Below are 24764 nucleotides of genomic sequence, written 5' to 3'. Positions count from 1 at the left end.
TGAGGGTGAACCACCGATGCGTGCATTGCTGGAGCCGTCGTTGTACTACTTCTCCGTTGTTGCTCAGTGTGGCTCGCTGACGGCATCGACGGAAAAGCTCGGCATGACGGTTTCCGCCTTGAGCCGACATATTGCCAAATTGGAGGGCGACCTCGGCGTGCCGTTGTTTGAGCGTCACGCGCGCGGGATGAAGCTGTCACACGCCGGTGAGATGTTGTATCGGCATGCCCGTCGCTCGATTGCCGATGCCGAGGCATTGGAACAGGATATCCGCCGTGACACGGCGCAACAGGAGCGCCGTATCCGCATCGCTTGCACCGAAGGATTCGCGTTTGATTTCTTGCCGAACTCCTTGAGCCGGTTTCGCAATGCTTATCCGGAATGCAGCGTCCTGATGGACGTCGTCCCGTCCCATGTTGCCACGCAAAAACTTCTCAGTGGCGAAGCGCAGATCGCGTTGACGTTTAGCATGAAGCCGGAACCCGGTATTCGGGTACGGTGGACGATGTCGGCCCCGGTGATGGCGTTAATGCGGACGCGGCACCCGCTCGCGACGCGGCGGTCGGTGCGGATCGCGGACCTGTTGCCTTATCCCATTCTGGTGCAGCAGCGCGTTACGACGAATCAGCAACTGTTCGACATCGCGTGCAATGTCGAAGGCGTCGATATTGTCCCGGCCGTGACAAGCCAGTACGCCGCCGCGCTTTACCAGTTTGTCAAAACGATGGATGGCGCGGTCATGCCGTCGGGCTATGTGTCGGTCGCGAATCGAATGGCGCAGGACGACCTGATCGCGATCCGATTTGATAATCCGCTACTGCAGCAACGGCGTTTGCAAGTGCAAACCCTTGCTGGGCGTACGCTGTCGGGCATGGCCTCCGCTTGTCTCGAATGGTTGATTTCGGATTTGCGGCAAGCCGATGTCGTTGGGGACGGCGAGGCGTCCATAACGTAATACTCAGGATTGCGCGCGGTGCTCGTAGGTGCGTAGGTGCAGCATCACCAGATCCAGCAGGAGCGGTGCGCATCGGGCGGTGGGCGGTGTATGGGCATCCCGCGCACGGATCAAGGCGCCGATGAGATGATCCGCTTCCACGCGCGCCCCGCGTTCCAGATCCTTCATCATCGACGCGGTGACAGGCGAGGTATCGCTGGTCACCACCGAACGGATACGCGCTGCGGTTTGCGTGCCTAGCGGATACCCTGCATGGGCCGCGATAGCCGCGCATTCATCGAACAAGGCGTTCGCGAAAGCCGTGCCACCGACGGAGTTGATCGTACCGATTGCGCCGCGCATCAGGCAGGTCATGCCGGCAGCGGTGGCAATCTGGATCCATTTTTCCCACATTTGCGCCATGATCCGCGGGCTGGCGATCGCGTCGCAGAGGGCGCCTTCGAAGCAGGCTTGCAATCGTAATACCCGTTCCGACAACGTGCCGTCGCGTTCACCAAAGTAAAGCTGATGCGTGTCGTTCAAATGCTGCACCCGGCCTGCGTCGTCAAGCGCGGCGGAAATTAGGCAGAAGCCGCCGAGGACGTTCTTCGGATCGAAACGGGATGACAGACGATCCAGGTGCGTCATGCCATTCAGCAAGGGGACGATCATGGTGTGCGGGCCAACGGCCGGCGCAAACGCATCCATCGTGTCATCGAGATCATAGGCCTTGCAGCCGACCAGGATGGCATCGTAATGCGTAGGTGTTGCGAGCAATGCTTCACGACGCGTCACCTGCGGCGCGGCGATGACGGTGTTGCCAAACGTGGGGCTCTGTATGACCAGGCCGCCTTCGGCGATCTGTTGCGCGCGACGCGGACGTAACAAGAAGGTGACATCCTGGCCCACCGCCGCAAGGCGGGCACCGAAATAGCCGCCGAGCGCGCCGGCACCAATGATGAGGATTTTCACGGTTTCATCAATATTGATTGGGAGGGGTAATCAGACGCCCATGTAGGCGACAGGGGGGCGACAAAGACATTTTCTGTACGGGTTCGCGTGATCCGCCAATGGCCGTCTGTTTCTTTGCGGAATAGATTGTTCAGTCGCGACGACCGCAGCAGCGCCTTGCCGTCCGAGAATAACCACGGTTGCATATGCACCCATTGACCGTCCGCGGTCAGTCCATCCGCGTGAACGTGGATTTGTTCCGATGTCAGGTAATGGCAATTGAGGATCAGCGCCGGATCTTTTTTCTGCCCCCAGAACGCCTCGAAATGCGAACGGATTGCCGCTTTGCCAACCGCTCGCCCGAATTGGTTGTCATAATACTCGCCCACGCCTTCCCAAACCGCATCTTCTGTATACAGTTGCAAGATGAGGTCGATGCGCGCCATATCGTTCTCGACAGCGTATTCAGGGAGCGGCGTGTCGCACAAGAACATATACCGGGCCTGAATTTTCCGAATGTCGGATTCGGCTTCCAGGGCTTCCACACGGCGGACGAGCGCAGCGTAATCCGCTGCTCCGGCGACGCTTGCTTGCGGGGCTGACATAACGTTCCTCACGATGGCTGATTCGGCATGGCTCGACGCGCTCACGATAGGGGGCACTCGCGCCAGCGTCAAATCCATCAAAATTGCCGCGGCCATCAATGAGGCTGATGATCGGTGGTCGTCGGAGTTTCCGGTATAGGCTATCTCCCAAAATCTGCATAGCGGCATCATTTTCGTGCGCTGCTGGCGAAAAGGCGGGCGTGTGTCAGCGTGTCGATCAACAGTGTCCGGAACCACTGATGCCCGATATCGTGTTCATATACTTCATGCCAGTGCACCGTCGATTCAAATTTTGGAAGCACCACCGGTAGTGAAAAATCGCGAACTGGCCGGTGGCGTTGAACACGTTCGCGACGCCGCGCGGTATGGTGACCATCCAATCGGTCCGTAACAGGATTTGCGGAATGACGGTGAAGTGTTGCACGCGCATGGCGATTCGTCGATGCAGGTTACGCTCGCGCAGGGCCTCGTCGATTGCGAGGTGGCTGCTATCGGTCGACGACACCGCAACATGCTGCAATTCGAGGAACTGGTTGCGAGACAAGGTGCGCGCCGGGAGACCCGCGCGTTTGCGTGTCATGCAGGCCCATTCCTCGTTGAAGAGTGCGGCGTGGCGGGTCACGCGTCTTAATGCCGTCAGGTTGCCAATGGCGAAGTCGAGTTGCCCGAGGCGTAGCCTGCTTTCTATTTCGGCGAGCGGAACCGGGTCGGCGGCGAGGCGAACATGCGGTGCGGCTTGCTGCAGGGCTTCACATACCGGTGGCAGGAATACTTGCTCACCCACATCGGACAGCGTGAGCCGGAATTCGCGCGTACTGGTAAGCGGGTCGAAGGGCTCAGCATCTCGTAATGTTTCGCCAATCGCAGCCATTGCGCGGCCCAGGGGAAGTGCAAGCCTCTCGGCCGCGGGCGTCGGCATCATGCCATCGGTCGTGCGTACGAACAAAGGGTCTTCGAACAAAGCGCGCAATCGCCCCAACGCATAACTGACGGCAGGCTGTGTCAGTCCCAGACGCTGTCCAGCGCGTGTCAGGCTCCGCTCGTCGAGAATCATATGGAACACGCGCAACAGGTTCAGATCGACCCGCTGGAAATCAGTGGGGTTCATGGGCTGGATATTTAAGATGAATTTGACCGATATTGATCTCGACTCTAGACTCGGTCAATACCTTCATCACCGGAGTCCGGAAGTATGCAGATCCCAGCGCCATCGTCGCTGTCAGCACGTGCGTCTCAGCGGAACGATTTGGTCGGCACGACGCACGCTGCGGAAACCTTCACAGGCGATGCTCAACCAACGTGCCGTAACGCGTCGATGCGCACAGTGCCAGCGCTGTTGGCGGCTCGGTGTGCGCGTGGTGCAGAGGGTGCGCTATTTTCGGATCGGACCGATACCTGGTCCGCATCGATGCTGCGCGAAGCGGTCGCGAGACGTGCAGGCGCGCTGCAGGCGCACGGTGTTACCCGTGGTGACCGAGTTGCCGTGCTGTGTTCGAATCGGTTCGAATTTCTTGAAATCGTCCTGGCTTGCGGCTGGTTGGGCGCCGTGGCGGTACCGATCAATACTGCATCGCGTGGCGCGCAGTTGCAGCATATTCTCGGCAATTCGGGCGCGCGCTTGCTGGTTACCGAATCTAGCCTGGTGTCCGCCGTGCATATGCTAGGTGAGGGTGCTTGCTCATTGCGGTCGATTTGGCTTATCGACGACGCGGTCAATGAACCGCTCGGTGGCGCAAAGGTGTTCTCCATCGAGACCATTCCGATGCCGGCGGCAACCGATCCGATATGCCCAGCGACGTTGGCGGACGGTGACCTCTTCGTAATTCTCTATACGTCCGGCACATCGGGGTTGTCGAAGGGCGTGATGTGTTCGCACGCACAATTTTATTGGTGGGGTACGCATACCGGTGGTGATCTGGCATTGCGTTCTGGCGATGTGCTTTATACGTGCTTGCCTTTGTTTCACACGAATGCGCTGAATGCTTTTTTTCAGGCCTTGCTGTTCGATGCGACGCTTATCGTCGATAAGCGTTTCTCCGCGAGTCGCTTTTACGACGCGCTGATCGAAACGCGTGCAACCGTCACCTATGTTCTAGGCGCGATGGTGCCGATCCTATTGCGGCTGCCCGAGGCATCACGGGAGCGGGAGCATCGGGTAAGGGTGGCATTGGCGCCCGGCGTGCCGGCGCAATTCCACGCAATATTCACGGGCCGTACGGGTATAGGTCTAATCGATATCTATGGCTCGACGGAGACCAACGCGGTTATCGGTGGTGCGCTGGCGACGCAGCGCGCCGGCTACATGGGGCGGCTGGCGGACGCATTCGAAGCGCAGGTAGTCGATGCATGCGACGAACCCGTTGCCGATGGCGAGGCCGGAGAATTAGTTTTGCGTGCGAAGCAGCCCTTTGCTTTCGCGAGCGGGTATTTCGGGATGCCGGAAAAAACCGTGGAAGCGTGGCGCAACTTGTGGTTCCATACCGGTGACCGGGTCGTGCGAGAGTCTGACGGTTATTTCCGGTTTGTTGATCGCTTGAAAGATGCGATTCGTCGCCGGGGTGAAAATATCTCTTCGTTCGAAGTAGAACAGGTGTTGCTCAGTCATCCCGCGATCGCATTGGTCGCTGTCTTTGCCGTGCAATCGGAACTCGCGGAAGACGAGGTGATGGCCGCTGTCGTGCTGCGCGAGCATGCTGCACTCAAGCCGCTGGAGCTGGTCCAGTATTGCGAGCCGCGCATGCCGTATTTCGCAGTGCCGCGCTTTATCGCGTTTATGGACGAATTGCCGAAGACGGAAAATGGCAAGATACAGAAGTACAAGCTGCGTGAGCGCGGGGTGACCGCGACAACATGGGATGTGGAAACGTCCGGGTACCGTATCAAGCGCACCTGACGGAAACGCGGCTTACACTTTTATCGAAATGAAGGCGATGATGGCAGGTATCGTGGAGCGAATGCATGCACCCCTGTGATTTCGATGGAGCGCGAATCGCCGCAGCGGTTGAAGTACCCTATCGGCGCAAGCGTGACGACATGACAACGGCAGCACTGCTGGCGGCTGCATTTTCCATGGCCCTTTCGCAGTCCGGTTTCAGCGCAGACGATGTGGACGGCCTTGGCGTATCTTCGTTTACGTTGGCGCCCGATCACGCAATCGACATGACATGGCGTCTTGGCATTCGTACTCGATGGAACATGGATGACTGCAACGGTGGCGCCAGCGGTATCAATCTGCTGCAGCACGCGATGCGCGCTGTGCAGCATGGCGATGCAAACGTGATCGTATTGTTGTCGGGCGATACCTTTTCACCCGCCGACTTCAAGCGTTTGGTCGAGCATTACAACGTTACGACACGGGATTACCTGCGACCGTTGGAAAATGGTGGCCCGAATAGTCTATTCGCGATGTTGACGCAGCGTCACGCGCGATTGCATGGGCTGGCGCGTGAGGACTACGGTCGCATTTGTATCGCGCAGCGCGAGTGGGCGATTCTTAATCCGGATGCCGTGTACCGAATGCCGTTGGTGATGGACGACTACCTGAGCGCGCCAATGGTCGCGGACCCGTTATGCCGTTTCGATTGCGTGCCCGTGGTCAGTGGTGCGAACGCGATCGTCGTTGCGCGAGCGGATCTTGTGAAATCCGGCACGGCCGTCAAGGTCCAAGCGCTCCAATGCAGCTACAACGCGGATCATCAAGGCGGCGACGGCTTGCTTACCGGATTGGCAACACTGTCCAGCGATTTGTGGCGTCAGGCACGGATCACGCCCGAGCAGATCGATCTCGTCTCGGTGTATGACGACTATCCGGTGATGGCACTGATCCAACTCACGGACCTTGGCTTTGCCCCCGATGGTGACGTGCGGTCCTTGCTTGACAAGGTTACGTCGCACGCATTGCCGGTGAACACCTCGGGAGGCCAGTTGTCGGTGGGGCAGGCGGGCGCGGCCGGTGGCATGCATGGCCTTGTTGAAGCGATCAAGCAATTACAGGGAAGCGCCAGTGCGCGGCAAGTGCGCAACGCGCAATACGCGGTGGTCAGCGGCTATGGCATGGTGGGCTATCGCTACGCGATGTGCGCCAATGCTGTAGTGTTGGCACGTGCTACGGGATCGATGGAATGACATTGCACGTATATTCTTGCACTGCCTGCGGCCATGCGCTTTTCCCTGCGCGCATATTTTGCCCAGCGTGTGGGAGCGGTTCGTGGCGCGTTCTCGGGTGCGCGGGCGGACGGATTATGGAAAGTACCGTGGTGCGGATGCGAGCAGGCGTGTCCGCAGGTGACAAGGAAGCGGGGGACGTGCATCTTGCGAGCGTCGAAACGGATCACGGCCCCATTGTGATCGCGATGCTTGAACCTGCAGACTGGCCGGATCGAATCGCGCCGAATGGTGCCGCCGTGTTGCTGACGATGGACGCCGCGCAGCGTATTCATGCCAGCCGTGCCATCGCCATTGATGCAAAGGAAAGTGACGTGCGATCGAGAACAGGTCAACCAGGGGGTCAAAATGCGGATTGAAGGCAGTGTGGCGTTTGTAACCGGTGCGAATCGCGGCCTTGGGGTTGGCTTCGTGGATGCGCTGGTCGCGGGTGGTGCGAGAAAGGTCTATGCAGCAGCGCGCGATCTGGCGTCGCTACCCGCACCCTGGCGGGAAGATCGGCGTATCGTGCCGGTGCTACTGGACATTACGGTGCCCGCGCAAGTGAATGCCGCCACCATGTTGGCGACAGACGTCACGTTGCTGATCAATAACGCCGGTATCAATCGCTTGCAACCGGCCTTGGCTCAAGACGACCTCGCGGCCGCGCGCGCCGAGATGGAAGTCAATTATTTCGGGACACTGCAACTCACGCGCGGTTTTGCGCCAATCTTGACACAGGTGGCCAAGCAGACGAGTGGGACGGAAACAGGCGCGGCAATCATCAATATTCTGTCTATTTTGGCGCGTGTGACCTTGCCGTCAATGACGTCACTCTGCGCCGCGAAAGCGGCGGCACTCAGGATGACGGAAGGCGTACGTGCCGAACTTGGTCCGAGAGGCGTGCAGGTCATGGCTGTGCTGCCGGGAGCGATAGACACCGATATGAGTCGAGATTTCCCGCCGCCGAAGCTGGCGGTGAGCGAAGTGGTCAAGGCCGTGTTCGATGCGCTCACGAACCACGTTGACGAAGTCTACGTCGGTGAGATGGCGCGGCATGTCGCGGCGCAGCTTGCGCATGATCGGGTCGCGGTGCAGCAGCAGTTCGCCAACTTCGGTTGACTGCTTTTTGGTCTATCCTGTGGAGCGCGGTGATACGCCGCGTTTGTACTTATTAACGACGGAGCTTTTTGTGAGCGGCGAAACCATTCAGATCGCGTCGGCCGACGGCCAAACCTTTTCGGCGTATCTCGCCATGCCCGAGCAAGGTTCCGGACCGGGGCTGGTATTGATTCAGGAAATCTTCGGCATCAACGGTTTCATGAAAGACATGGCCGATCGTTATGCGGAAGAAGGGTATGTCGTGATGGTGCCCGATCTGTTTTGGCGTATGAAGCCAGGGGTCGTGCTCGGTTATGACGAAGCTGATTTCGCGCGGGCGCTCGGGTACCTTGAAAAGCTCGACGTGCAGAAAGCCGTGGAGGATATCGCGGCGACGCTTGCCGCATTACGCGCCCATCCGCGTCAGGCCGGCAAGGTTGGTGCGATTGGTTATTGCATGGGTGGGCGGCTGGCGCTGCTAACGGCGGTCCGTACCGATGTCGACTGCGCGGTGAGCTATTACGGCGTTGGACTGGAGGCGCATCTCGACGAGATGGACGCCATCCGTTGCCCGATGTTATTTCACTTCGCGGGTGACGATGCCTTCTGTGGGCCGGATGTCCGTGACGCGATCGTGCAGCGCTTTGCAGACAATCCGCGGATCGCGCATCATGTCTATCCTGACTGCAATCACGCATTCGCGACACCGGACCGGTCGCACTTCAACAAGCCTGCCGCCGAAATGGCCTATTCGCGCACGCTGGCATTGCTTCGCACCACGTTGGGTCCGATCTTCGATCTGAACCATCTATGGGAGCAGCATTGCTATTACGAATTCGCCACGCGTGATGTAGACGCGATCATGCCGACGATGGTGGCCGAGCCTTACGTCAATCATATTCCGACAATGACGGGTGGTGTCGGGCATGACCAGTTGAAGCGCTTCTATAAATACCATTTCGTCAATGCAAATCCCGAGGACACGCGCCTGATTCCGCTGTCGCGAACCATCGGGGCGGATCGCATTGTCGATGAATTTGTTTTCTGTGCAACGCATGATCGAGAGATCGACTGGCTGTTGCCAGGGTTGGCACCCACGGGCAAGTATTTCGAGGTACCAATGCTCGCGGTAGTCTGCTTCCGTGGTGACAAGCTCTATAACGAGCACATCTATTGGGATCAGGCGTCGGTGTTGGTGCAGATCGGGGTATTGAACCCCGCGGGACTGCCCATCGCGGGCATCCAGGCAGCCAGGAAATTGGTGGACGAAACATTGCCATCGAACACGATGATGCCGAACTGGGCGTCGAGTGAAAGCAAGCCGGTCTGATCGGTACGCGGTCCGGGGAGTCGCCTATGGGCTTACTCAGCGCCGCCGCAGCGTTTCCGAGGGAGATTCGCCGAACGTCTTCGCATACGCAAGTGAGAAGCGCCCAAGATGAAAGAAACCGCACTCGAGCGCGATATCGGAAACGCGAACATCCTGTTCGGCACGCAATAACGTCTCACGAGCCCGTGACATCCGGATATCCCGAACAAACTGCATCGGTGTGATGCCCCGAAAATGTTGAAAACCTTCGCGTAATGTTCGCGGGGGCACACCGGCGGCGTCGGCGATGTCCTGTAATTGCAATGCGTCCGCACTGCGCGCGCGAATGAAGTCCTCGGCGCGACGAACGAAAGCAGGCGCGATGCCTGTGGATCGCGAGGGTAGCGCGGCGGAGACGCCTGAGATTCCATCGTACGGCGAGAGGGGGCCAACTGCCTGAGACAACAACTCAAGCAGCAAATGCTCCATATGCGTGGCAATGCCGGGACTGTTGCGTGCGCTTTCGAGCAAGGCGGTGGAACCGGTCAAGGCGCGAAGTTGTTCCATCCATCCGCGCAGATGAGGGCCGCCTACGGGCAGCCGCGGGGCAATATGAAGCGGTTCGTCACCGAGCACGGATACGAATGCTTGCGCGTCGATCCGCAACACGAATTGTTCGCAGTTATCGGATAACTGCGCGTCGAAGGAGTGCCCCGGGCGGCAGAGGATGCCGTTGTCCTGATCCACGCGCAAGGTGGTGTCGCGCGTGCGGGCCAGCGCCTGCCCGGAAAGGCAGAACATCAGCAGGTAATAGCCATCGACGGACTCCACGTCGACATGCATGTCCGACCCGAAAGCAATAGTGCCCAGCCCGAGGCGGCCCACTTTCACGAAATCCATGTGCGAGGTGCCCTCCGCGTGGCCGGTGGGGCGTAGCGCATGCGGTTGCATCACGCGGGAAATGGACTCCCGTGTTTCGTCGAGGTCCGACGATTCGAACAGACGGTACTTGCGCAGCGCGTCAGGATGGAAAAAGGAAAGCGGCATGATCATCTGACCCCGTTATCGAGGACGAAGCCAATAATTCAGTAACAGTCTATCCCGGAACGCAGGCACCTGGGAAACCTGCCGAAATTGGATAAGACCGGTATTCGCGCGTTTTTTATGGATAGACCCGTTATTGTGGCGCTCCAAAAATCTGTCTACACGCCCTGTAATGCGCAAGCGCCCCACAAAACGGAGAAAGATGATGGAAACAACAGTCGCAATGCCCCTGAGCCGCAAGGCTCCGCATGAGCCTGGCGACGCACCGCGAGAGGCCGACGCGGTGGTTTTTCCGCATGATGACGGATCGCGCGTTCCGTATAAAGTATTTAGTTCGCAGGCGGTGTATGACCGTGAGCAAGAGCGTATCTTCCGCGGCCCGACGTGGAATTTTCTTGCGCTGGAGGCCGAAATCCCGCACGCCGGCGACTTCAAGAGTACGTTTGTCGGTGATACCCCGGTGGTGGTGACACGCGGCGAAGACGGTTCGCTGTCCGCTTGGGTGAACCGCTGCGCGCACCGCGGTGCCTCGGTGTGCCGGAAGGCGCGGGGCAATGCCACGTCGCACACCTGCGTATACCATCAGTGGAGCTTCGACAACAGCGGTAACTTGCTCGGCGTGCCGTTCCGTCGTGGGCAGAAGGGCATGACCGGCATGCCCGCGGATTTCGATCCAAAGCAACATAGTTTGCGTCAATTGCGGGTGGACAGTTATCGCGGACTTGTCTTCGCCACGTTCAGCGACACAGTAGGCTCGCTCCCCGAGTACCTGGGTGCGGAGATGCGTCCATGGATCGATCGGATCTTCCATAAACCCATTGAATATCTTGGTTGCACGCGGCAGTTCTCGAAATCGAACTGGAAGCTGTATTTCGAGAACGTCAAGGATCCGTATCACGCCAGCATGCTGCACCTGTTTCATACCACGTTCAATATCTTCCGCGTCGGCATGAAGGCGCGTTCGATTCCTGACGCCACGCACGGATTGCACAGCATCATCACCGTGACCAAGACCGGAGAAGATACATCCGCCGCGTACAAGCAGCAGAATATCCGTTCGATGGATGACGGCTTTGTCCTGGAAGATGACTCCATTCTCGGCCTTATCTCAGAATATGAGGAAGACACGACGAACCATATCCAGCCGATCTTCCCGCAATTGGTGGTTCAGCAAATCCACAATACGTTGGTCGCGCGGCAACTGCTGCCAAAAGGGCCGAACAGTTTCGAGTTGATCTTCCATTTCTTTGGCTACACCGACGACACGCCGGAAATGCGAGAGCTGCGCCTCAAGCAGGCGAATCTTGTCGGGCCAGCGGGCTATATCTCGATGGAAGACACCGAGGCGACCGAATTGGTGCAACGCGGCACCGTCCGCGACGCGGATGCGACATCTGTCATCGAGATGTCGCGCGGTAATCCAGACCAACAGGATACGGTGATAACGGAAAGCCTGATCCGGAAGTTCTGGGTGGGGTATCAGAAACTGATGGGCTATTGAGCGAAACCCGTAGCGGACTGGCAATCGCGGCCGCCAATGCACAAGAGGAATACGATGGATCGAACAACGTTGTGGCTTTCGCTGCAAATGCTGCAGGACGAATATATCAGCAACCTAGACAATGACCGGCTCGAAGCGTGGCCGGCGATGTTTACCGAGGATTGCCTGTACGAGATCGTGCCGAAGGAAAATGCGGACATGGGTCTGCCGGTTGGCATCATCTACTGCACGAACCAGAGGATGTTGCGCGATCGCGTGGTGTCGCTGCGGAACGCGAATATCTTCGAGGAACACACGTATCGCCATATGACGTCGGGGATGATCATCCTATCCGAACGCGACGGCGAGATTGAAACCGAAAGCAATTATGTCGTGGTGCAGACGCGCGCTAACGGTGAATCGAACGTCTATCAGGCCGGGAAGTATTTCGATACCGTGGTACATACCGACGCGGGTCTGCGCTATCGGCGCAAGCGGGTCATCTATGACACCTCGCGTGTGCAGACCCTGCTTGCAACGCCGATCTGAGAAAAAGGATGGACGCTATGGAAACGAACTGGCAGCCCATTGGCGCACTCGATGATTTCACCGAAGGCGAGCCCACCGCCGTTTTTGCCGGGGATAGGCAGATCGCGGTTTTCCGTCTGGGGGATGAAGTATTTGCACTCAACGACTTGTGCTCACATGGCCATGCGCGGCTTTCAGAGGGATTCGTGGAAGACGGCTGCGTGGAATGTCCGTTGCACCAAGGACTGATCGATATCCGGACCGGTGCACCACGCTGCGCACCGATCACCGAACCGGTTCGCGTATTTCCGATACGCATTGTCGCATCGCGGGTAGAAGTCCATGTCGGTTAAATCCATCGTCGTCGCCGGGGCGGGCCATGCTGCCCGCCGTGCGGCGGAAGCGTTGCGGGAGCGTGATGCGGAGGTGCGAATCACGCTGGTTGGTGCCGAGGAGGCGTTGCCATACGATCGGCCGGTGTTATCGAAAGAAGCGTTGACCAGCGCCGATGGTGCGCGGCGCGCGTTCATTCGCGATGCCGCGTGGTATGACGCACAACGGATCACGCTGCAGCTCGGCACACGGGTAACGGCGATTGATCGGTCACGGCGTGTCGTGACCACGGACCGAGGTGGGGCGTTGCCCTATGATGCGCTCCTGCTGGCGACAGGATCACGCGTCCGGCCTTTCCCGGGGCCGGTCGATACGGACGTGCCGCTGCATTACGTGCGGACTGTGGCCGATGCACAGGCATTGCGCGCGGTATTACAACCGGGCACGCGCGTGGCGGTGCTTGGCGGAGGTTTCATCGGACTCGAAGTCGCTGCGTCTGCGCGTGCACTCGGTTGCACGGTCACGCTGTTTGAGGCCGCGCCGCGTTTGTTGCAGCGATCGATGCCGTCGACGGTAGGGGCGTACCTTCTCGCGCTGCATCGCGGACGTGGTGTTGACGTCCGGTTGGGCGCGCGTATGACGGCACTTCGTCGTTCGGATGAGGGGGCGATTGCGGTGGACGCGGGTGCGGACAGCATCACGGCGGATGTCGTGGTGGTGGGAATTGGCGTCTTGCCCAACGTGGAACTCGCGGCGGCGGCGGGGTTGCGCGTGGATAATGGCATCGTGGTGGATGCGCAATGCCGGACCGAAGACCCCCACATTTTTGCCGCGGGGGAAGTAACGTCGCACTTCAATCCATTGCTGGGCCGGCATCTTCGTGTTGAATCCTGGCAGGTTGCGGAAAATCAGCCCGTTGTCGCGGCCGCAAATATGCTCGGCGCCGATGACCGCTATGCTGAAATACCTTGGCTCTGGTCGGATCAATACACCTGCAATGTGCAGACACTGGGCATATTCGCGTCCCCGGATATGGCTGATGCATCGGAGCGACTGGTGCTACGCGGTGATCCGGCGAACGATGTCTTCTCGCTGTTTTCCCTCGATGGGGGGCAACGACTGCAGGCCGCGGTTACCGTCAATGCGGGGCGGGATATGGCAGTCTGCCGACGTTTGCTCACGGCGGGGAAGTCGTTGGACCCTGCCGCACTGCAGGACGGCGCCGTGACATTGCGATCCTTGCTGTAATTCCGGGCGCGGCAGTAGGGGTGTCGTCGAGCGCTGTGGTCGGCGCTTGACGCGCTCCCGCATTGGCGTTTCGGCTGCCAAGACCATGCGAACACGCCTGCACCCGAGTCACGGGAATAGCGAAATATCGGTAGATCCTGATCTTCGAGCGCGTTTGTTATATTCTTATCGCGAAGAATCAAACACGAAACTTGGAGTAATCAATGACTACGCCGGAAACGGTGGCGGCGCTTTTTGGCGTGCGCTTCCCAATCATCCAGGCACCGATGGCCGGCATCAGCACGCCAAGTCTCGCCGCCGCCGTGTCGAATGCGGGAGGACTGGGATCCCTGGGATTGGGCGCCAATACCGTTGCCCAAATCGCGGAGCAGATTCGGAAGACACAGGCGCTGACCACCAAGCCGTTCAATGTCAATCTGTTCTGCCACGTGGCGGCTCGTGCCGACGCAACGCGCGAAGCGGCCTGGCTACAGCATCTTGCGCCCGAATTCCGGAAGTTCGACGCGACACCGCCACCGTCGCTTCGAAATATTTATGCGACGGCCCTCGGCCATGACGCGTTGCTTGAAACGTTGTTACAGACCCACCCGAAAGTGGTGAGCTTCCACTTTGGACTACCTGATGCGCATTGGATCGACGCACTCCGAAAGGCGGGCAGCGTGACGATGGGCTGCGCCACGAATCTTGAAGAGGCGCGGCAGATCGAGGAAGCGGGCCTGGATGCGATCGTGGCGCAAGGTATCGAGGCGGGCGGTCACCGTGGCGTCTTCGACCCCGCGCATGATAATGAGATAGGGACATTGGCTTTGGTGCGTGTTCTCGCGAGCCGGTCTCGTCTTCCCGTGATAGCAGCGGGTGGCATCATGGACGGGGAGGGCATCGCCGCGGCGATGCAACTGGGTGCCGCAGGCGTGCAAATGGGTACGGCATTCATCCTGTGCCCGGAGTCATCGGCATCGGAGGCATATCGGGATGAACTGAAGAGCGAAAAGGCCGCGCATACCGCGATCACCGCCGCCATTTCGGGGCGGCCGGCACGCGGTATTGTCAATCGCTTTCATGCAATGGGCGCTTCCGGTGCACCAGCGTTGCCGGATTACCCCATCGCGTACGATGCCGGCAAGGCCCTGCATCAAGCAGCCAGCGAGCGCGGCGATCACAGTTACGCAGCGCATTGGGCCGGTCAAGCGGCTCCTCTTGCGCGGACGCTCCCGGCAGAAGAGCTGATGGCGGTATTGGTCAAGGAATGGCAACAGGCGCAAACACGAGGGTGAGGCGGCGCGTTACTGGAGCATTCGGCGTGCCGTACCGTAAGCAGCATGACAGGGAGTAGGAGTTTCGGAATGCCATGCAACTTAGACGGCACCGTTCCTCAAGCGATCAATCGCAACTGTTTCGCCGTCAGATGAATACGCAAATCGAGTTCGATCTGGTGGTAGTCAGGCTCCATGAACTCGCAAAGGCGATAGAACGCCTTATCGTGCTCTGGTTCCTTGAGATGCGCCACCTCGTGCACGACAATCATGCGCAGGAATGCGAGCGGCGTATCGCGAAATAGCGAGGCAATGCGAATTTCCTTCTTCGCCTTGAGCTTGCCACCCTGGACTCGCGAGATGGCGGTATGCAACCCGAGCGCATGCCGGACGACATCGAGCTTGTTATCGTATAGCACCTTGTCGACTGGCGGGGCGGAACGCAGGAATTGCTGTTTGACGTCAGCGCAAAAGGCATACAATGCCTTGTCCGATTGCACGGCATGCCGCGATCCGCTTTCCTTAATGCACGTGTCATCAGTTGCCGGCAGAACGTAATCGGGATAACGCCCTTGCAGATAGCGGGCAACACGGCCTTCGTCTATCAACGTGCGAACTTGCTGTTGCAACGCCGGAGGATAGTGATTCAGGTAGGGCAAGCGGACCAGGGCGGCATCCAACGCGTCGCCCGTAGGGCCCGATGTTGCCGCGCCGCCCGTGCCAGCCATTCTGATGGCGCGGTTGACAGGAAGCGCAAGGGCGCCGCGGTGCGTGTCGGCGGTCACACCGGCGCCTTCATCAAGCCGACTGCGGCAAGCCGGCAGCGTCTAATGACGTTGCCGGCGCGCCATCCGCCGCACCACCGGAAAGGCCCGCCGTCATGCCGATGAACTGCCGCAACTCCGGTGTCTTCGGGTTCGTGAACAATTCTTCCGGCGGCCCGACCTCATGCACCTTCCCTTGATGCATGAACACCACGCGATCGCACACTTCCCGCGCGAAACGCATTTCGTGCGTGACCATCAGCAGCGTCATGCCTTCGTCGGCCAGTTGCCGAACGACGGCCAGCACTTCCTGCACCAGCTCCGGGTCCAGCGCTGACGTGATCTCGTCGCAGAGCAGCGCCTGCGGCGCCATGCACAGGGCGCGGGCGATGGCCACGCGTTGCTGCTGCCCGCCTGACAACTGATCTGGATAGGCATCGAACTTCGCACCGAGGCCGACACGCTCTAGCTGCGCCGTTGCGGCCTTGCGCGCCTCCGCTTCGCTGGTCTTCTTGACCACCATCGGCGAGATCATGACGTTACGGCCCACGGTCAGATGGGGGAACAGATTGAACTGTTGGAAGATCATACCGATCTTCAAGCGCAACCGCCGCAATTCCGCATCGCCTTGACCGACGTAAGCGCCCGCAACGTTAATATTGCCCTCGTCGATCGTCTCCAATCCATTGATGCAACGCAGCAGCGTGCTTTTTCCCGAGCCGCTCTTGCCAATGATCGCGATGACCTCGCCTTTGTCGACGCTCAACGTGATGCCCTTGAGCACCTCGTTATCGCCGAAGCGCTTTTTGACGCCGTCAATGGTGATGAGGGGCATGGAACTTCTTCTCCAGGAAACGGCTGTAGAGCGATAACGGCCAGCACAGCGCAAAATACAGGGCGGCAACGATGCCGTAGGTTTCAAAAGGTTGGAACGTCGCGTTCGTGATCATCGTACCGGCCTTCGTTACTTCGACGAAACCAATGATCGATGTCACCGCGGTGCCTTTTACGATCTGCACGCAGAAGCCGACGGTAGGCGCGATGGCGATCCGCAGTGCCTGCGGCAGGATAACGTAGCGCATCTGTTGCAGCCGCGTCATTGCCAGACTGGCGGATGCCTCCCACTGTCCCTTCGCGATCGACTCGACGGTGCCGCGCCATATTTCCGACAGGAAGGCACTGGACCACAACGTCAGGCCGATACCCGCGGCAAGCCAGGCCGGTACATCCAGCCCGAACAGCGCAAGGCCGAAGAAGATCATGAAGAGCTGCATCAGCAGCGGGGTACCCTGGAAGAGTTCGATATAGCCACGCGCGAACCAGTTTGCCGTTCGCACGCGCGAAATCCGCAACCACAGCAGAATCAGACCGACCACTCCGCCCATGATAAAGGCAACCACGGATAACAATGCCGTCCAACGCAATGCCATCAGTAACGCACGGATGATATCCCACAATGTAAAGCTCATGCGCGGCCTCCCGGGAAAGGCACAGAACGGGGACGTCGATTGACAACGTAACGATCCCCGATATAGCGCAGAATCTGACGCAGGACGATGGCGAGAACCAGGTAGATTACGGTTGTAATTGCATAGGATTCGAATGAGCGGAAGTTGCGTCCCTGAATGAAATTCGCCGCGAAGGACAATTCCGTAACGGCAATCGTCGAACACACTGCCGACCCAAGCATCACGATGACCAATTGGCTCGACAGCGCAGGCCACATCTTCTGCAATGCAGGCTGCAGGATAATGTAGCGGAACGCCTGCCCACGCGACATCGCCAGGCTGGCGGCGGCTTCGCGTTGGCCACGGGGAATGGCTGCGATGCCTGCCCGGATGATTTCCGTATTGTAGGCACCCAGATTGATCACCATCGCTAGGATTGCCGCTTCCATCTCGTTGATGCGAATGCCGCGGGCCGGCAAGCCGAAGAAAATGAAGAAAAGCTGGATCAAGAACGGCGTATTACGGATTACCTCGACGTACAGTCCCACGATGGGACGCAGCCAGGTTGGACCGTCCGTACGCACCCACGCACAGAATATTGCAACCAGCATGCCGAGAATTCCGCCGGCGACGGTCAGCTCGATCGTGACCTCAATGCCTGTGACGAGCACAGGCGTGTAGTCGAAGACCGCGCCGAAATCGAATTGGTAAGCCATCTTGAAAATACGAAAGCGTGGGTTCCAGAACAACGGGATGCTGCCCTGAAGCGATGATGGCGCAGTGACATGTCATGGCAGCGCCGTCATGGGAAGATCTCCGACGGCGTCGGGCTGACGTATTTTATTGGAATGTGGTCGCCATTGTTTGCGGCAGCGGCGTATGCAGCCATTTTTCGACGATCTTATTCAGCGATCCGTCCTTTTTGGCTGCCGTCAGGGCGTCATTGACTGCGGAGAGTAGTGCCGGTTCGCCCTTGTTCAGGCCGACGTAGCACCCAGACTCATGGATGACATACTTCAAGACCGGCGGGTGGGGGGGATGCTTTTCAGCGATCGCATTGGCAACGAAGTCGCCGGTCCCCACAACCTGTACCTGCCCCGACATATAGGCCGCGATCATGCCGTTGTTGTCGTCATACCGCTTGATTGTTGCCGATGGCGGCAGGGTCTGGGTCAATTGCAGATCTTCGAACGTGCTGCGGGCAACGCCCACTGTTTTGCCCGCCAGATCTTCCGGTCCGGTGACCTTGATTTCCTTCCACCCGAACACGCTGTTCGCGAACGGCGAGTAGGCTTGCGAGAAGTCAATCACTTTCTCACGTTCAGCGTTTTTGCCAAGCGTCGAGATGACTAGGTCCGCCTTGTGTGTCTGGAGATAGGCAATTCTATTCGCGCTACTGACCGGCACGAGTTCAAGCTTGACATGCATGGCCTTGGCAATCAGTCCGGCGGTGTCGATGTCCAAACCATGAAGGCTCATATCCCCTCCTACGGAGCCGAACGGTGCGAAGTCTTGCGGTACCGCGATGCGTAGCGTGCCACGCTGTTTGATGTCGGACAGCGCGTCGGCGTGCGCGGCCGTGGCGCCGATGAGCGAAATGCTGATGCACAGCGAGGTCAGGATCGAGCGGTATTTCATTGTCATGGAACTCTTGCTGGGTGACCGCATGGGGCGGTCGAGTAACGGGCGCCGGCGGCACGATGCCACGGCGCCCACCGCATGCGTGGCGATGACAAGGCTGGCAAGGCTCGGGGCGGCGATCCCGTTGTCGCCGGTCCCCGAATACCGCTGCACAGGTTGCCAACGTCGGGCATGAATCGCTGCTTGGCACGTGCAGACGCTCGCATTCTTGCAGATGCCAAATTAGGTGGCAATCGGCGTGAACGGCAATTCAGCGTGTTGGGTGTCGTTTGTACCACGCGCTGCCATTTGCCGTATCTCGAAAAACCATTGTTCGGAACGCAACAAGGCCGCATGACGCATGCGGCCTTACGGTGCTGAAAGATGGTAGGCGCGCCACGGCCGCAGCCGGTTTCACCGGGATGCGGCGGGTCCCGACCATGTCCCTCAAGGCATGAGGTGACCCGGGACAATGCGCCGCAGGAACTGTTCGCTGCGTTCTAGTGCACTGTCAGGAATGGTTGAAGCGTTCTGATTGGCGGATATTTCTTCCAGAATGCGCTTAAGAATCATGGCAAATTCTGGATCATGCTGCAGGCGTGCCACAGTTGCCTGGGCAATAGGTGTCAGTGCCGATAACTGCGCGGTATGCGTATCGATCGCCTGTGTGTGCGCATTGATGGAAGTGTTATGCGACGTAAAGCTGCTGACCAACGTTTTCTGTATTTGCAGCAACGCCTTAGTGAGTTCCTCAACTTGTCGTCTCAGCTCATCGATTGCCTGCTGCGTCTCGCTATCCATGCTCATCGGTCTCTATCTCGTGCCGGGTTGTGAATGGGGACGGGCTGCGGACTCGCGCCACGCACTGCCTATGTGCAACGGCACGGGCAATAGTTCAATTCTCACACAGATTCTTCTTCCGTTTCAGTAACGGATTGCAAGCATGGCACGGGGCGTTAGCGGGCTATAAGGTGCCGATGCACATCGACCGTTTGCCGGAAATACCCGCCACTTCGTCGCGTTCGAGGTCTCCTTGCAAGCAAACGGTTACGCATTCTTACATGCGTCTGCCGTCCTGGCCAGGATGGCAAGCGCTATTGCCTGTCAAGTAAAGGACTCAGGCCTCGTGCCATGTGTCATGTCAAAAACACACTATAACGTACGCCAATACCTGACCTTCATTTGGTAATGGTCAGCTTATTGACTGGTCATTTTTCGCTTCCTACCATCCGATCAACGTAATCGATTACGTGATTTTTCCCGACTTTTACTTTCCTTCATGCCCAAGGACGCGGATATGAAAGCCGTCACATTGCGCGACGTTGCCGAAGTTGCCCATGTCTCCGTGGCCACGGCGTCGCGAGTGCTGGCCGGGAAGGGGCTGGCGGGCCCCGCCACGCAAGCGCGCATTCGTGAGGCGGCGTCACGGTTGGGTTACCGTCCCAATAAGTTTGCGCAAGGTTTGAAGACCCGGCATGCGCAGTTGATCGGCGTTGTCATTCATAACCTTGAGAATGCGTCCTTCCGTCGTATCGCTGCCGTTGTGCAAGGCCGGATGCGTGAAAAAGGCTATCAAGTAATGCTTTGCATTACTGGTGATGACGCCCAGCAAGAGCGTGACGCCATATCTGCATTGACCGACTACAACGTCAGCGGCGTGGTTGTGGTGCCAACCGGGCAGAACAGCGAGGTGTTCGTCCAATTGGAACGCAGTGGTGTGCCGGTTCTCTGCGTTGTGCGTCGCGATCCATCGGCATTGCTCGAATCCGTGTTGAGCGCCGATGTCGACGGGGCCTATGACGCAACGCGTTACCTTTTGCAGATGGGGCATCGCCGGATTGGTCTGGTCGTCGGGCGGCGTGGGACGACATCGGGGGACGAGCGCCGGGCCGGTTATCTCCGGGCGCTTGACGAAGCGTTCGTGCCGTTCGATCCGGCGCTGATCATCGATGGCCCTTATTTGCCGCAGACCGGGACGAACGCCGCGATGGCGCTACTCGACCGACCGGATCCGCCGACAGCTATCTTCGTGGCGAATCACGAATCCGCACTTGGTGTCATGCGTGTTGTGTCCGAGCGCGGTCTACGCGTTCCGGAAGATATCTCTTTATTGTGCGCCGAGGATTCGCCATGGTTCGAATGGGGCCGCCCGACCCTGAGCGTGGTCGACAGCGGCCCGGAGGCGCTGGCGAACCTGGCGGCGGATAGGATTTTGCAGCGGATCGATGGCGCCGCGAACGGGGCAAGGGAATACCGCGTCGGCCAGCGTTTGATGCTGCGTGGCTCATGCCGAGCCCCAGCAGAGCCTTTATGCGCGACTGACGATACGGTGGATCCTCTCGTCTTTCAGGGCAATCTTTCCGTGGAATCCAAGTGACCATGCCGTATCTCGAAATTATTTCGCCGTTGCTGCCGGCCGAGACGAAACAACGTATTTCCCGGAGCGTCACGGAAGCGGTGGTTGCCGCGTTCGATGTGAAGGCCGTTACTGTGACGGTGTTCTTCCAGCCGCTTGAAAGTAGTGATTACGCGCACGCCGGCAAGCTGGGGTATGAAGATGGCCGTCCGGTACGCGTCCTGATCAAAGTGCACGCATATCGGCGGGATGTCGACGCTCGCCGACGCGCGGCCGCCCATATTACCGCCGGCTTCAATGACGCTTGTGCGCCGATGGTGACCGACACCGCCGTGTATTTCTTCGATCGTGATCTGGATGAAGTCGCACATGACGGCATGCTGGCTAGCGATCACCGAGTCGCGTGAACCGCCAGGACAGCATCCATTTCGTTTTGACGCAGTAGAGAAACCCGGAAACGTTCCGCCGCGCGCGCAGTGCATGTTGTCATTCGACGACGTGTCTGACGCAAGACCCTGTATTGATACACTGCCATGACGCAACTCTATACTGAAGACCAGACCGCCATCCGCGACACCGTGCGCCGCTTTGCGGAACAGGAAGTCTTGCCGCGCGCGAAGAAGATCGATCGCGAGGATTACTTCGATCGCGAACTGTACAAAGGCATGGCGGATCTTGGCTTGTACGGCACCTCGCTGGCTGAATCCGCGGGTGGCTCTGGACTCGACACTATTGCGGTATGTATCGCGATGGAAGAGTTGGCACGTTGCTCCGGTGCAATCGGCAATACCTTCGCGATTCCAGTGGAGGCGGCGCTGTTTCTGCATCACCATGGCAACGCGACACAAAAAGCACTTATTCCGAAAATTCTCGACGGCAGCGCTGTTTTTGCAACGGCCGTCTCGGAACCTGATCATGGCTCCGATGTCGCCAGCATCACGACCACGGCGCGTCGTACTGAAAGCGGCTGGGTGCTCAATGGTGTAAAGGCTTGGGTGACGTTGGGCGGCGTATGTGACTACACGATGGTGTTCGCGCGAACGGGTGATGCGCCGGGCCACAAGTCGATCAGTTGTTTCCTGGTCGACATGTCTCTGCCGGGCATATCGCGGGGCAAGAACGAGGAACTGCTCGGGATGCACGGTCTAGAAGACTGCCAGTTGGTGTTCGAGAACGTGAGGCTGGCGGAAGAGTCGATGGTTGGCACTGAGAACCAGGCGTTCAAGATGGCGATGGGCAATTTCAATTTCAGCCGTTTGCTGATGTCGTCGATGGCGCTCGGCTTGGCGCAGGGCGCAATGGAAGATGCGCTAGCCTATGCCCGTCAGCGCAAGCAGTTCGGCAGTTCGATTCTGTCGTTTCAGGCAGTGCAATTCATGATTGCGGACATGTCGACGGAAATCGATGCGTCGCGTCTGTTGATCCATCATGCATCGCGTCTACACGACGCCGGGCGGTTCGATTGCAAAAGAAGCCGCGCAAGCGAAGCTGTTCACCACCGACATGGCGATGCGCAATGTATCGAACGCGCTGCAAATCCATGGCGGCAACGGTTATTCATGTGAATACCGAATCGAACGTATCTTCCGCGACGTGCGCCTGGCACAAATCTACGAAGGCACGAACCAGATCCAGCGCATGATCATTTCGCGCCAGGTGGACAAGGAACTCGCATAAACGGCGACCGACAGACGATCACGACGAGACCACAGCGATCATGATTTCATGCATCACGGCAGCCGAAGCAGCTGCGTTGATTAAAGACGACGATTTCGTCATGTTGGGAGGCAATGGCGGCTCCGGGGTGCCCGAGGCCGTGCTGATGGCGCTTGAATCGCGGTTCCTGGAGGGCGCGACGCCGCGCAACCTGACATTGTTTCATATCACCGGGGTGGGAGCGCTGACCGAGAAGGGTATCTGTCGCCTCGCGCATCCTGGCATGGTCGGGCGCGTGATTGGTGGCAACTTCGGATTGCAACTCCCGTTCATGAAACTGATTCTGGACGAGGCCATTGAAGCGTATAACCTGCCGCAGGGGGTGATGACACAACTTTGCCGGGCGATGGCGGGCAAGCATCCAGGCATCGTCTCGCACGTGGGGCTGGAAACCTACATGGATCCGTTGCAGGAAGGCGGTCGAATGAACAAGCGCACCACGGAGCCGATGGTGGAGCGTATCCAATTGAAGGGCCGCGACTATCTTTTCTATCATGCACCCGGCGTGCCCACGGTGGCGTTGATCCGTGGCACCTCCGCCGACGAGGACGGCTACGTCAGCATGGAGCACGAGGCAACATCGCGCGAAGATCTGTCGATCGCGCAGGCGGTGCATAACGCGGGCGGCATCGTGATCTGCCAGGTAAAGCGTTTGGTGAAGCGGGCAAGCTTGCACCCGCATATGGTCAAGATTCCCGGTTTTTTGATCGATCATTTCGTCGTCGAACCGGATCAGATGCAGACTTACACAACGCATTATGATCCGGCCCGGTCTGGCGAAACCCGTTTGCCGGCGTCGCAGATCGCGCCGGACCCGTTGACGATCAAACGCGTCATTGCGCGTCGTGCCGCATTCGAACTGCATCCGCGCGACGTCGTGAACCTCGGCGTCGGCGTCTCGGCGATGATCCCGAATGTCGCGGCGGAAGAGGGTATCGACGAACTGATCACGCTCACCGTCGAGGCCGGCGTCATCGGTGGTGTGCCCGGTCATGGCCGGGAATTCGGGACGGCGGTCAATCCGCGGGCGATTCTGGATCAAGGCTATCAATTCGATTTCTACGACGGGGGCGGACTGACCTGTGCTTTCCTGTCGTTTGCCCAAGTCGATCCTAACGGTAATGTCAACGTTACACGCTTTGGTGAACGCTACGACGGTGCGGGCGGCTTTATCAACATCACGCAGAATTCGCAGCGTCTTGTTTTCAGCGGCACGCTGACCGGCGGCAGTCTTGACATCGTTGCCGGTGGCGGCAAGCTCGACATTCGGCGTGATGGCCGTTTCAAGAAATTCGTGCCAATGGTCGATCAGATTAGCTTTTCCGGTGCCCTGGCTCGCCGTCGTGGTCAACGCGTGTCATTCGTGACCGAGCGCGCAGTGTTTGAACTCGAAGCGGATGGTCTGGTCTTAACCGAGATCGCGCCTGGTGTGCGTTTGCAAGAAGACGTACTTGACCATATCGGATTTTCGATGCGGGTCAGCACGACGTTGAAGATGATGGATGCGCGATTGTTCAAGTCTGGCGCGATGGGCATTGGAGAGGCGTTCCGCGCGCTGCCACGCAGACAGATTCCGGTGCCCACGCACGCGGGTTAGCGCGTTACTGCAAACAGGTAACGATCGTATCAGTGGACCTGGAGAAAGAGATAAGGCGATGACGAAAACCGACATTCCCGCAAGTGACTTGTACTATGAAGACGTTCCGGTGGGGCAGACGATCAGCACGGCGCCGCATGAGATCACCACTACGGACATTGCGGCGTTCTGTACGCTGACCCGTGATCATCATCCTCTGCATACGGACGCGGCATTTGCGCAAAGCAAGGGGTTCAACGGTGTGATCGCGCACGGCCTCTACGGATTGGCTTTGATGGAAGGCTTGAAGACCGAGTTGAAGCTGTACGACAACAGTTCGATTGCGTCGCTAGGC

26 protein-coding genes and 2 pseudogenes are annotated in these 24764 nt (G+C 58.7%); 18 read left to right on the top strand and 10 right to left on the bottom strand.

Going from position 1 to position 24764, the window contains the following annotated elements; genetic code table 11:
- Positions 1-16: 16 nt before the first annotated feature.
- Complete coding sequence (locus tag WM40_RS10685) at positions 17-955, top strand: LysR family transcriptional regulator (RefSeq protein ID WP_046152895.1); 939 nt, start codon at positions 17-19, stop codon at positions 953-955.
- Between the two features lie 3 nt (positions 956-958).
- Here WM40_RS10685 and WM40_RS10680 read toward each other — a convergent pair whose 3' ends face one another.
- The 3 genes and pseudogenes from WM40_RS10680 to WM40_RS10670 form a co-directional block, all read right to left on the bottom strand.
- On the bottom strand, positions 959-1906 hold the full coding sequence (locus tag WM40_RS10680) for a ketopantoate reductase family protein (protein ID WP_046152860.1): 948 nt from the start codon (positions 1904-1906) through the stop codon (positions 959-961).
- Entirely contained in the window at positions 1903-2490 is a 588-nt protein-coding gene (locus WM40_RS10675; protein WP_036008045.1) for a nuclear transport factor 2 family protein, read from the bottom strand. Before WM40_RS10675 ends, WM40_RS10680 begins: the two co-directional genes overlap by 4 nt.
- Before the next feature lie 167 nt (positions 2491-2657).
- Positions 2658-3598, bottom strand: a pseudogene (locus tag WM40_RS10670) (LysR family transcriptional regulator).
- 207 nt (positions 3599-3805) lie between these two features.
- On the opposite strand from WM40_RS10670, the gene WM40_RS10665 reads away from it, so the two are divergent.
- The 6 genes and pseudogenes from WM40_RS10665 to WM40_RS10645 all read left to right on the top strand — a co-directional run bounded on the left by WM40_RS10665 (position 3806) and on the right by WM40_RS10645 (position 9064).
- Positions 3806-5383 (top strand): ATP-dependent acyl-CoA ligase, encoded by a 1578-nt coding sequence (locus tag WM40_RS10665; protein ID WP_046152894.1) that lies wholly within the window; start codon positions 3806-3808, stop codon positions 5381-5383.
- A 65-nt stretch (positions 5384-5448) separates the two neighbouring features.
- Positions 5449-6615, top strand: coding sequence for a thiolase family protein (locus WM40_RS10660; RefSeq protein WP_024902297.1), 1167 nt, complete (start codon positions 5449-5451; stop codon positions 6613-6615).
- A pseudogene (locus WM40_RS32475) lies at positions 6612-6695 on the top strand (zinc ribbon domain-containing protein); the annotation flags it as partial. The gene WM40_RS10660 and the pseudogene WM40_RS32475, both read left to right, overlap by 4 nt.
- 36 nt (positions 6696-6731) lie before the next feature.
- Positions 6732-7013: a hypothetical protein gene (locus tag WM40_RS27845; RefSeq protein ID WP_051504235.1), complete on the top strand. Its 282-nt coding sequence runs from the start codon at positions 6732-6734 to the stop codon at positions 7011-7013.
- Entirely contained in the window at positions 7003-7755 is a 753-nt protein-coding gene (locus WM40_RS10650; protein ID WP_046152859.1) for an SDR family NAD(P)-dependent oxidoreductase, read from the top strand. The genes WM40_RS27845 and WM40_RS10650 overlap by 11 nt, the downstream gene beginning before the upstream one ends.
- A 70-nt stretch (positions 7756-7825) precedes the next feature.
- Complete coding sequence (locus WM40_RS10645; RefSeq protein ID WP_024902300.1) at positions 7826-9064, top strand: dienelactone hydrolase family protein; 1239 nt, start codon at positions 7826-7828, stop codon at positions 9062-9064.
- A 36-nt stretch (positions 9065-9100) separates the two neighbouring features.
- Here the strand turns inward: WM40_RS10645 and andR are convergent, their stop codons facing one another.
- Positions 9101-10090, bottom strand: a complete 990-nt coding sequence (gene andR / locus WM40_RS10640; protein ID WP_024902301.1) for an anthranilate 1,2-dioxygenase regulatory protein AndR — start codon at positions 10088-10090, stop codon at positions 9101-9103.
- Positions 10091-10310: 220 nt separating this feature from the next.
- On the opposite strand from andR, the gene andAc reads away from it, so the two are divergent.
- The 5 genes from andAc (at position 10311) to WM40_RS10615 (ending at position 14950) form a co-directional block, all read left to right on the top strand.
- Positions 10311-11588 carry an anthranilate 1,2-dioxygenase large subunit AndAc gene (gene andAc, locus WM40_RS10635; protein ID WP_046152893.1) on the top strand — a complete coding sequence of 426 codons (1278 nt, stop codon included), beginning with the start codon at positions 10311-10313 and terminating at the stop codon, positions 11586-11588.
- A 54-nt stretch (positions 11589-11642) separates the two neighbouring features.
- Positions 11643-12116 carry an anthranilate 1,2-dioxygenase small subunit AndAd gene (gene andAd / locus WM40_RS10630; protein ID WP_096335526.1) on the top strand — a complete coding sequence of 158 codons (474 nt, stop codon included), beginning with the start codon at positions 11643-11645 and terminating at the stop codon, positions 12114-12116.
- A gap of 8 nt (positions 12117-12124) precedes the next feature.
- Positions 12125-12448 carry an anthranilate 1,2-dioxygenase ferredoxin subunit AndAb gene (andAb, locus tag WM40_RS10625; protein ID WP_024902304.1) on the top strand — a complete coding sequence of 108 codons (324 nt, stop codon included), beginning with the start codon at positions 12125-12127 and terminating at the stop codon, positions 12446-12448.
- Positions 12438-13676, top strand: a complete 1239-nt coding sequence (gene andAa / locus WM40_RS10620; RefSeq protein WP_024902305.1) for an anthranilate 1,2-dioxygenase system ferredoxin--NAD(+) reductase — start codon at positions 12438-12440, stop codon at positions 13674-13676. Before andAb ends, andAa begins: the two co-directional genes overlap by 11 nt.
- A gap of 203 nt (positions 13677-13879) precedes the next feature.
- Positions 13880-14950, top strand: a complete 1071-nt coding sequence (locus WM40_RS10615) for an NAD(P)H-dependent flavin oxidoreductase (protein WP_024902306.1) — start codon at positions 13880-13882, stop codon at positions 14948-14950.
- 98 nt (positions 14951-15048) lie between these two features.
- On the opposite strand, the gene WM40_RS10610 is transcribed toward WM40_RS10615, so the two are convergent.
- From WM40_RS10610 to WM40_RS10585, 6 genes are all read right to left on the bottom strand, one after another.
- On the bottom strand, positions 15049-15597 hold the full coding sequence (locus WM40_RS10610; protein WP_024902307.1) for a M48 metallopeptidase family protein: 549 nt from the start codon (positions 15595-15597) through the stop codon (positions 15049-15051).
- Between the two features lie 130 nt (positions 15598-15727).
- The gene (locus WM40_RS10605) at positions 15728-16528 is read right to left on the bottom strand and encodes an amino acid ABC transporter ATP-binding protein (protein ID WP_024902308.1); all 801 of its coding nucleotides are present in this window, start codon (positions 16526-16528) and stop codon (positions 15728-15730) included.
- Positions 16509-17162: an amino acid ABC transporter permease gene (locus WM40_RS10600; protein ID WP_024902309.1), complete on the bottom strand. Its 654-nt coding sequence runs from the start codon at positions 17160-17162 to the stop codon at positions 16509-16511. The genes WM40_RS10605 and WM40_RS10600 overlap by 20 nt, the downstream gene beginning before the upstream one ends.
- Positions 17159-17857: an amino acid ABC transporter permease gene (locus WM40_RS10595; protein ID WP_024902310.1), complete on the bottom strand. Its 699-nt coding sequence runs from the start codon at positions 17855-17857 to the stop codon at positions 17159-17161. The genes WM40_RS10600 and WM40_RS10595 overlap by 4 nt, the downstream gene beginning before the upstream one ends.
- A 124-nt stretch (positions 17858-17981) precedes the next feature.
- On the bottom strand, positions 17982-18779 hold the full coding sequence (locus WM40_RS10590; protein ID WP_024902311.1) for a transporter substrate-binding domain-containing protein: 798 nt from the start codon (positions 18777-18779) through the stop codon (positions 17982-17984).
- Positions 18780-19208: 429 nt separating this feature from the next.
- On the bottom strand, positions 19209-19562 hold the full coding sequence (locus WM40_RS10585) for a hypothetical protein (RefSeq protein ID WP_157685772.1): 354 nt from the start codon (positions 19560-19562) through the stop codon (positions 19209-19211).
- A 496-nt stretch (positions 19563-20058) separates the two neighbouring features.
- Between WM40_RS10585 and WM40_RS10580 the strand changes: the two genes are divergently transcribed.
- The 6 genes from WM40_RS10580 to WM40_RS10560 form a co-directional block, all read left to right on the top strand.
- Positions 20059-21138 (top strand): LacI family DNA-binding transcriptional regulator, encoded by a 1080-nt coding sequence (locus tag WM40_RS10580; RefSeq protein WP_162199063.1) that lies wholly within the window; start codon positions 20059-20061, stop codon positions 21136-21138.
- A 2-nt stretch (positions 21139-21140) separates the two neighbouring features.
- Positions 21141-21524: a tautomerase family protein gene (locus WM40_RS10575; RefSeq protein WP_024902314.1), complete on the top strand. Its 384-nt coding sequence runs from the start codon at positions 21141-21143 to the stop codon at positions 21522-21524.
- A 126-nt stretch (positions 21525-21650) separates the two neighbouring features.
- Positions 21651-22682 carry an acyl-CoA dehydrogenase family protein gene (locus WM40_RS10570; RefSeq protein ID WP_201779134.1) on the top strand — a complete coding sequence of 344 codons (1032 nt, stop codon included), beginning with the start codon at positions 21651-21653 and terminating at the stop codon, positions 22680-22682.
- On the top strand, positions 22621-22794 hold the full coding sequence (locus tag WM40_RS32470; protein ID WP_201779133.1) for an acyl-CoA dehydrogenase family protein: 174 nt from the start codon (positions 22621-22623) through the stop codon (positions 22792-22794). Before WM40_RS10570 ends, WM40_RS32470 begins: the two co-directional genes overlap by 62 nt.
- Positions 22795-22834: 40 nt before the next feature.
- The gene (locus tag WM40_RS10565; RefSeq protein WP_024902316.1) at positions 22835-24430 is read left to right on the top strand and encodes an acyl CoA:acetate/3-ketoacid CoA transferase; all 1596 of its coding nucleotides are present in this window, start codon (positions 22835-22837) and stop codon (positions 24428-24430) included.
- 58 nt (positions 24431-24488) lie between these two features.
- On the top strand, positions 24489-24764 hold a 276-nt coding region (locus tag WM40_RS10560), incomplete at its 3' end, for a MaoC family dehydratase (RefSeq protein WP_046152858.1).

The sequence above is a fragment of the Robbsia andropogonis genome, assembly GCF_000970345.1.
Classification (GTDB): Bacteria; Pseudomonadota; Gammaproteobacteria; order Burkholderiales; family Burkholderiaceae; genus Robbsia; species Robbsia andropogonis.
Note: the sequence above shows the minus strand (reverse complement) of the source record. Positions and strands in the feature narration are given on the sequence as shown.

Coding starts and splice junctions, on each gene's coding strand:
- WM40_RS10585 (WP_157685772.1), bottom strand. CDS start 19,562: ATGGATAGCGAGACGCAGCAGGCAATCGATGAGCTGAGACGACAAGTT.
- WM40_RS10615 (WP_024902306.1), top strand. CDS start 13,880: ATGACTACGCCGGAAACGGTGGCGGCGCTTTTTGGCGTGCGCTTCCCA.
- WM40_RS10590 (WP_024902311.1), bottom strand. CDS start 18,779: ATGAAATACCGCTCGATCCTGACCTCGCTGTGCATCAGCATTTCGCTC.
- WM40_RS10595 (WP_024902310.1), bottom strand. CDS start 17,857: ATGGCTTACCAATTCGATTTCGGCGCGGTCTTCGACTACACGCCTGTG.
- WM40_RS10570 (WP_201779134.1), top strand. CDS start 21,651: ATGACGCAACTCTATACTGAAGACCAGACCGCCATCCGCGACACCGTG.
- andAa (WP_024902305.1), top strand. CDS start 12,438: ATGTCGGTTAAATCCATCGTCGTCGCCGGGGCGGGCCATGCTGCCCGC.
- WM40_RS10675 (WP_036008045.1), bottom strand. CDS start 2,490: ATGTCAGCCCCGCAAGCAAGCGTCGCCGGAGCAGCGGATTACGCTGCG.
- WM40_RS10600 (WP_024902309.1), bottom strand. CDS start 17,162: ATGAGCTTTACATTGTGGGATATCATCCGTGCGTTACTGATGGCATTG.
- andAd (WP_096335526.1), top strand. CDS start 11,643: ATGGATCGAACAACGTTGTGGCTTTCGCTGCAAATGCTGCAGGACGAA.
- WM40_RS10660 (WP_024902297.1), top strand. CDS start 5,449: ATGCACCCCTGTGATTTCGATGGAGCGCGAATCGCCGCAGCGGTTGAA.
- WM40_RS10605 (WP_024902308.1), bottom strand. CDS start 16,528: ATGCCCCTCATCACCATTGACGGCGTCAAAAAGCGCTTCGGCGATAAC.
- WM40_RS27845 (WP_051504235.1), top strand. CDS start 6,732: ATGGAAAGTACCGTGGTGCGGATGCGAGCAGGCGTGTCCGCAGGTGAC.
- WM40_RS10685 (WP_046152895.1), top strand. CDS start 17: ATGCGTGCATTGCTGGAGCCGTCGTTGTACTACTTCTCCGTTGTTGCT.
- WM40_RS10580 (WP_162199063.1), top strand. CDS start 20,059: ATGAAAGCCGTCACATTGCGCGACGTTGCCGAAGTTGCCCATGTCTCC.
- WM40_RS10575 (WP_024902314.1), top strand. CDS start 21,141: ATGCCGTATCTCGAAATTATTTCGCCGTTGCTGCCGGCCGAGACGAAA.
- andR (WP_024902301.1), bottom strand. CDS start 10,090: ATGCCGCTTTCCTTTTTCCATCCTGACGCGCTGCGCAAGTACCGTCTG.
- andAc (WP_046152893.1), top strand. CDS start 10,311: ATGCCCCTGAGCCGCAAGGCTCCGCATGAGCCTGGCGACGCACCGCGA.
- WM40_RS10565 (WP_024902316.1), top strand. CDS start 22,835: ATGATTTCATGCATCACGGCAGCCGAAGCAGCTGCGTTGATTAAAGAC.
- andAb (WP_024902304.1), top strand. CDS start 12,125: ATGGACGCTATGGAAACGAACTGGCAGCCCATTGGCGCACTCGATGAT.
- WM40_RS10665 (WP_046152894.1), top strand. CDS start 3,806: ATGCGCACAGTGCCAGCGCTGTTGGCGGCTCGGTGTGCGCGTGGTGCA.
- WM40_RS32470 (WP_201779133.1), top strand. CDS start 22,621: ATGGCGATGCGCAATGTATCGAACGCGCTGCAAATCCATGGCGGCAAC.
- WM40_RS10650 (WP_046152859.1), top strand. CDS start 7,003: ATGCGGATTGAAGGCAGTGTGGCGTTTGTAACCGGTGCGAATCGCGGC.